At 60.3% G+C, this 3,915-nt stretch carries 5 protein-coding genes and 1 pseudogene; all 6 read right to left on the minus strand.

Features of this window, described 5'->3' with window-relative positions:
- Positions 1–310: 310 nt before the first annotated feature.
- Positions 311–655, minus strand: coding sequence for a hypothetical protein (locus GBG68_RS13765; protein WP_152148350.1), 345 nt, complete (start codon positions 653–655; stop codon positions 311–313).
- Between the two features lie 76 nt (positions 656–731).
- Positions 732–1,034: a HigA family addiction module antitoxin gene (locus tag GBG68_RS13770; RefSeq protein WP_152148352.1), complete on the minus strand. Its 303-nt coding sequence runs from the start codon at positions 1,032–1,034 to the stop codon at positions 732–734.
- 9 nt (positions 1,035–1,043) lie between these two features.
- Complete coding sequence (locus GBG68_RS13775) at positions 1,044–1,322, minus strand: type II toxin-antitoxin system RelE/ParE family toxin (RefSeq protein WP_152148354.1); 279 nt, start codon at positions 1,320–1,322, stop codon at positions 1,044–1,046.
- A gap of 237 nt (positions 1,323–1,559) precedes the next feature.
- Positions 1,560–3,083: an IS1182 family transposase gene (locus GBG68_RS13780; RefSeq protein ID WP_152148356.1), complete on the minus strand. Its 1,524-nt coding sequence runs from the start codon at positions 3,081–3,083 to the stop codon at positions 1,560–1,562.
- 115 nt (positions 3,084–3,198) lie between these two features.
- Positions 3,199–3,819: a restriction endonuclease gene (locus GBG68_RS13785; protein ID WP_226801812.1), complete on the minus strand. Its 621-nt coding sequence runs from the start codon at positions 3,817–3,819 to the stop codon at positions 3,199–3,201.
- A pseudogene (locus GBG68_RS14485) lies at positions 3,796–3,915 on the minus strand (IS481 family transposase); the annotation flags it as partial. The pseudogene GBG68_RS14485 and the gene GBG68_RS13785, both read right to left, overlap by 24 nt.

Consider the following 3,915-nt stretch of genomic DNA (forward strand, 5'->3'; position numbering starts at 1 on the left):
CTCCTTCAGGATCGCGACGATCTGCGTCTCGGTGAATCGGGACTTTCTCATGTGAACCTCCTGGGCGTAGTCTGCCAGAAGGTTCTAGTTTCGACCTGTCTCCCGGATGGGGGAGCTTACGGTTTGACCGATGGGCACTGCAGGCGCGGATTTCATGAAGGCCAGGGCCATAAAGACCCAACGACAGGCCGAATATACGACCGCAACCACTCTCTGAGCCTAAGACGAAGAAAACTCAGTGCTGCTCACTTGCGGGAGGAGTCCATATATGTGGTTAGGCTCTTGGTCTTCTCCCGCTCGCACCCTCGGCTCATAGGCTTGCCAGAAGCTTTCTGTAGATGCGAAGCCGGCATTCCTCGGCTCGGCAGGAATCGAATTGGGCGACCAAGCCAAACAAATACAGTCTCTCGTTCATTGTCATCCCGCCGATACCCCCGATGGCATCTCCGCAGAACGCAGCCCACATTCTGTAGACCTTCTTCTGGACCTCGCTGGTCTCTACCCAGGTGTGACCGATGTATTTCTCGATTTGTGACCGCAGGTCTTCGACAGTCGCCTCGGTGCGCTTCCAATTTTCGAGCTTCTCGGCAAGCCGCTGCACCACAGGCTCAGGAGAGGCGGCCCTAATTCCTTGGGCAAGCTCATCAATGGTCATGGCTCGCATCTCTTTCGACGCCTAACGGCTAGCCATGAGCCGCGCGGCGTAAGCCGCGTCGCGCTCCATGGCTTTGTTAGACGCTATGCTGCGGCGGTGCTGAAAGTTTCTGAACCTGCAGATCTGGATGCAGCTGCTCCGCCTGCCAAAGATCATACATTGCCTGCTGGTTCAGCCAGCTCTCGGCCGATGTGCCGAAGGCTTTAGACAGCCGTAGTGCCATTTCCGGACTGATGCCGGCGCGGCCGTTAAGGATACTGGACAAGGTTTTGCGGCTGACCCCCAACGCTTTGGAGGCCTCGGTGACGCTAAGACCCATGGGTTCCAGGCAAAGCCCCTTGAGGGTTTCGCCTGGATGGGGAGGGTTATGCATCCGCATAGTTTTACCTCAATGATAATCTTCGTAGTTGACCACATAGGCGTCACCGCCTTCGAAGACAAAGGTGACACGCCAGTTCCCGCTGACCTTCACGGACCATGTGTCCTTCCGCTCGCCAGATAGCGAGTGCAAAAACAAGCCTGGGAGGTTCATATCTTCGGGTGTAGAGGCCGCGTGCAGCCGAGCAAGAATCAGGCGTAGCCGCTCGGCGTGCTTGGCCTGGATGCCTGCCTTGCTTCCACGGAGGAAGAAGCGCTCCAGTCCTTTGTGGCGGAACCCCTTTATCATGGACCGAGTGTAACCTGAGGCGTAACGGGTGACAACCGTCTAACGAGGCTGTAGAAAATCCCGCTTTCGGCCGAGCTGTCGCAGGGCGCTGGCCGGTGCGCAGCGCCGGCTTCCCGGCCGAGTGGAACAGCCTCTTTTTTTCTTCCTGGGCCCAGTTTGGCTCAAACTGCCCCAAACGCCCACCTTTTCGGCCTTATAGGGCGGGCTCAGGCCTTGCTGTGCGTCCTTCTCGGGCGTTTACGCCGCGACCCCGTGGTGCGCGAGCTTCTCAATGTTGTGCATCAGGCAATAAAGCTTCCATTGCCCGTCGACCTTCGTTTGGCCGCGCAGCGTAAAGCGATCCAGGCGCTTATTGCCTCGGATGTTACCGAATACCGGCTCGACGGTGGCAAAGCGGCGGGTGATCATCCGCCGCCCCTCGGGGCTTTCGATGCGGGCACGCATCCGGTCACTGGGACTTTCGGACGCGGGCGCCTTGCGATGAAAGAAGGCGACTTGGCGCACTCGGGTCTTCTCCGGCTTGCGTAGGCACTGCGCGCGCAGCGGGCAGGGCCCGCAGTCGCGCACCGTGCCCTTGAATCGACTGCTCTCGTAGCCGTCGCGGATCATGTCCGCGCCACTGCGGTAGAGTGATTTCCCGGCTGGGCAACGGCAGGTCTGTGTGTTCGGGTCGTAGGCGAAGTCCTGGGGTCCGAAGAGTTTGGGATTGTCCTTTTTCGGGCTCTTGTCGTGCAGTGGATTGCCTTTGGCCTTGTGTCGGTCCTGGTCCTTGTACCGCTCATCGCGCTTGCGATAACCAGCATCCGGCAGATAGGCCTCCACGCCTTGCTCGGCGAGGGCCTTGAGGTTGGCCTTGCTGTGGTAGCCGGCATCGGCGGTGATGATGGTCGTGGGGCCGCGGTAGGGGAGGATGGCATCGATCACCGGCGCGAGCAGTTCCTGCTCGGAGCCGGTGCCGTGGGCCTGGGCGTCGACGATGATCTGTGCGCGCTCATCGACCGTGGCCACGCCCGTATAGCCCTGGATCACGCCCTTGCTGGTGGCCATCTTGGCGGAGTCGTTGTCGGTGCGGTTGGACTTTCGGATGCCCCCGCGCGCGCCTTTTCGGTCCTCGGGGTTATCGACGAGCCATGCGCGCAGCTGCGCGGCCTCCCGCTGCAGCCGACTCAGAGCGCGTGCCTCGCGCTCGGCCTCCGAGCGATCGGCGGGGGCGGCGTCGGCCTGGCGATGCCCATCGAGCATGGCCTTGGCCGCCGCCTCCATTTTCCGAGCCTGGCGCTCGAAGTCGGCGCGGGTGCCGCTTTTGGCCTTGCTCGCGTTGGCGGGGAGTTTGACGCCGTCGATGGCGAACATCTCGCGACCAATCAGTCCTTGGCGGTCGCAGATCGTGAGCACCTGGGCGAAGAGCTTGGCGGCCAGGTCGCCCATCTCGCTGATGAAGGCGGCGATGGTGGTGAAGTGCGGCTGCGCATCCCCCGAGACGGCCATGAACAGCACGCTCTCGCGGCAAGCGGCCTCGATGCGCCGGCTACTGCGCAGGCCGCGGCTGTAGGCGAGCAGCACGATTTTCAGCAGCACGGCGGGGGCAAAGGCGCTCGCGCCGCAGGCATCATTGCGGTAGCGCGCCTCAAAGGCGCTGAGATCCAGCTCGTGGTCGACCAGGTAGCAAAGGGCGTGCTCGAAGGTGCCGGGGCTGATCTGCTGGTCGAGGTCGACCGGCAGCATTTTCAGTCCCTTGTGGATCGGCTTGAAGCGCGGCATCCCATCCCCCGAGAGCCATTTCTTGTTGGCCTCGATTATACCGGGTCGACGGGGTGGGAGCAGCGGGTGGCGGGAGTTTTTCTACAGCCTCAACGCCGCCGCTGAGCCGCGCGCGTTAGCGCGTCGGCTCCAGCGGCTTGTTATGAAGCGCCTCGGCATACTCGCGAATATATCGCTTCATCAGCTGGCCCCAATGCTCGAAGACGTAGCCGTCATACACGCCGAAGAAACTTCGGCCGTCGCTGGTGTACCCCTGACGGGTCATCGCGACTTTATACTCGTTGCGGCGCTGCCGCTCTTGACCCATAGAATGAGCCGTGGTCATGCAGTGCATCAAGAAGTGGACCTGATCACTGGGAAGTATTCGGAGTAAGCCAAATCCCTGTGAACGTGCGTAATTGAGGGCGGAGCTCTGAAAAGAGTTTGTGCTTGCGAACAGTCCTTTTACGTTAACACCACCGATCTGGGCGAGCTTCGCCCTGAACTCTTCAAGCTCATCTACAGCTATGGGCCGCGAATAGTCTTTGCATTCGCACACCCACAGCATGGACCACCTCTCTGCGCCTGGCATCCACAGTTCAAGTGAAACATCTGTGATGATGTCTGCGTCACGATCCCTAGAATAATAGGCCTTCTTTTGAAACAGTTTACAGGATTCGGGATTGAGACCCAGGCTGCCGCCATCAAGCAGGCGTTTTATATTCGCGTAGATGTCGGGTCCCGGGTGATTCCTGATTTCTTTGACGAATAGGTCCGGTCGCCGTTTTTGCCATTCCCGCATGGCCTGTATGGGTGCTTTATGCCCCAGCGCCTTCTGCGGGATGTGGTGATT

Source organism: Alkalilimnicola sp. S0819 (genome assembly GCF_009295635.1).
Lineage (GTDB): Bacteria > Pseudomonadota > Gammaproteobacteria > Nitrococcales > WHIW01 > S0819.

Coding starts and splice junctions, on each gene's coding strand:
- GBG68_RS13765 (WP_152148350.1), bottom strand. CDS start 655: ATGACCATTGATGAGCTTGCCCAAGGAATTAGGGCCGCCTCTCCTGAG.
- GBG68_RS13780 (WP_152148356.1), bottom strand. CDS start 3,083: ATGCCGCGCTTCAAGCCGATCCACAAGGGACTGAAAATGCTGCCGGTC.
- GBG68_RS13770 (WP_152148352.1), bottom strand. CDS start 1,034: ATGCGGATGCATAACCCTCCCCATCCAGGCGAAACCCTCAAGGGGCTT.
- GBG68_RS13775 (WP_152148354.1), bottom strand. CDS start 1,322: ATGATAAAGGGGTTCCGCCACAAAGGACTGGAGCGCTTCTTCCTCCGT.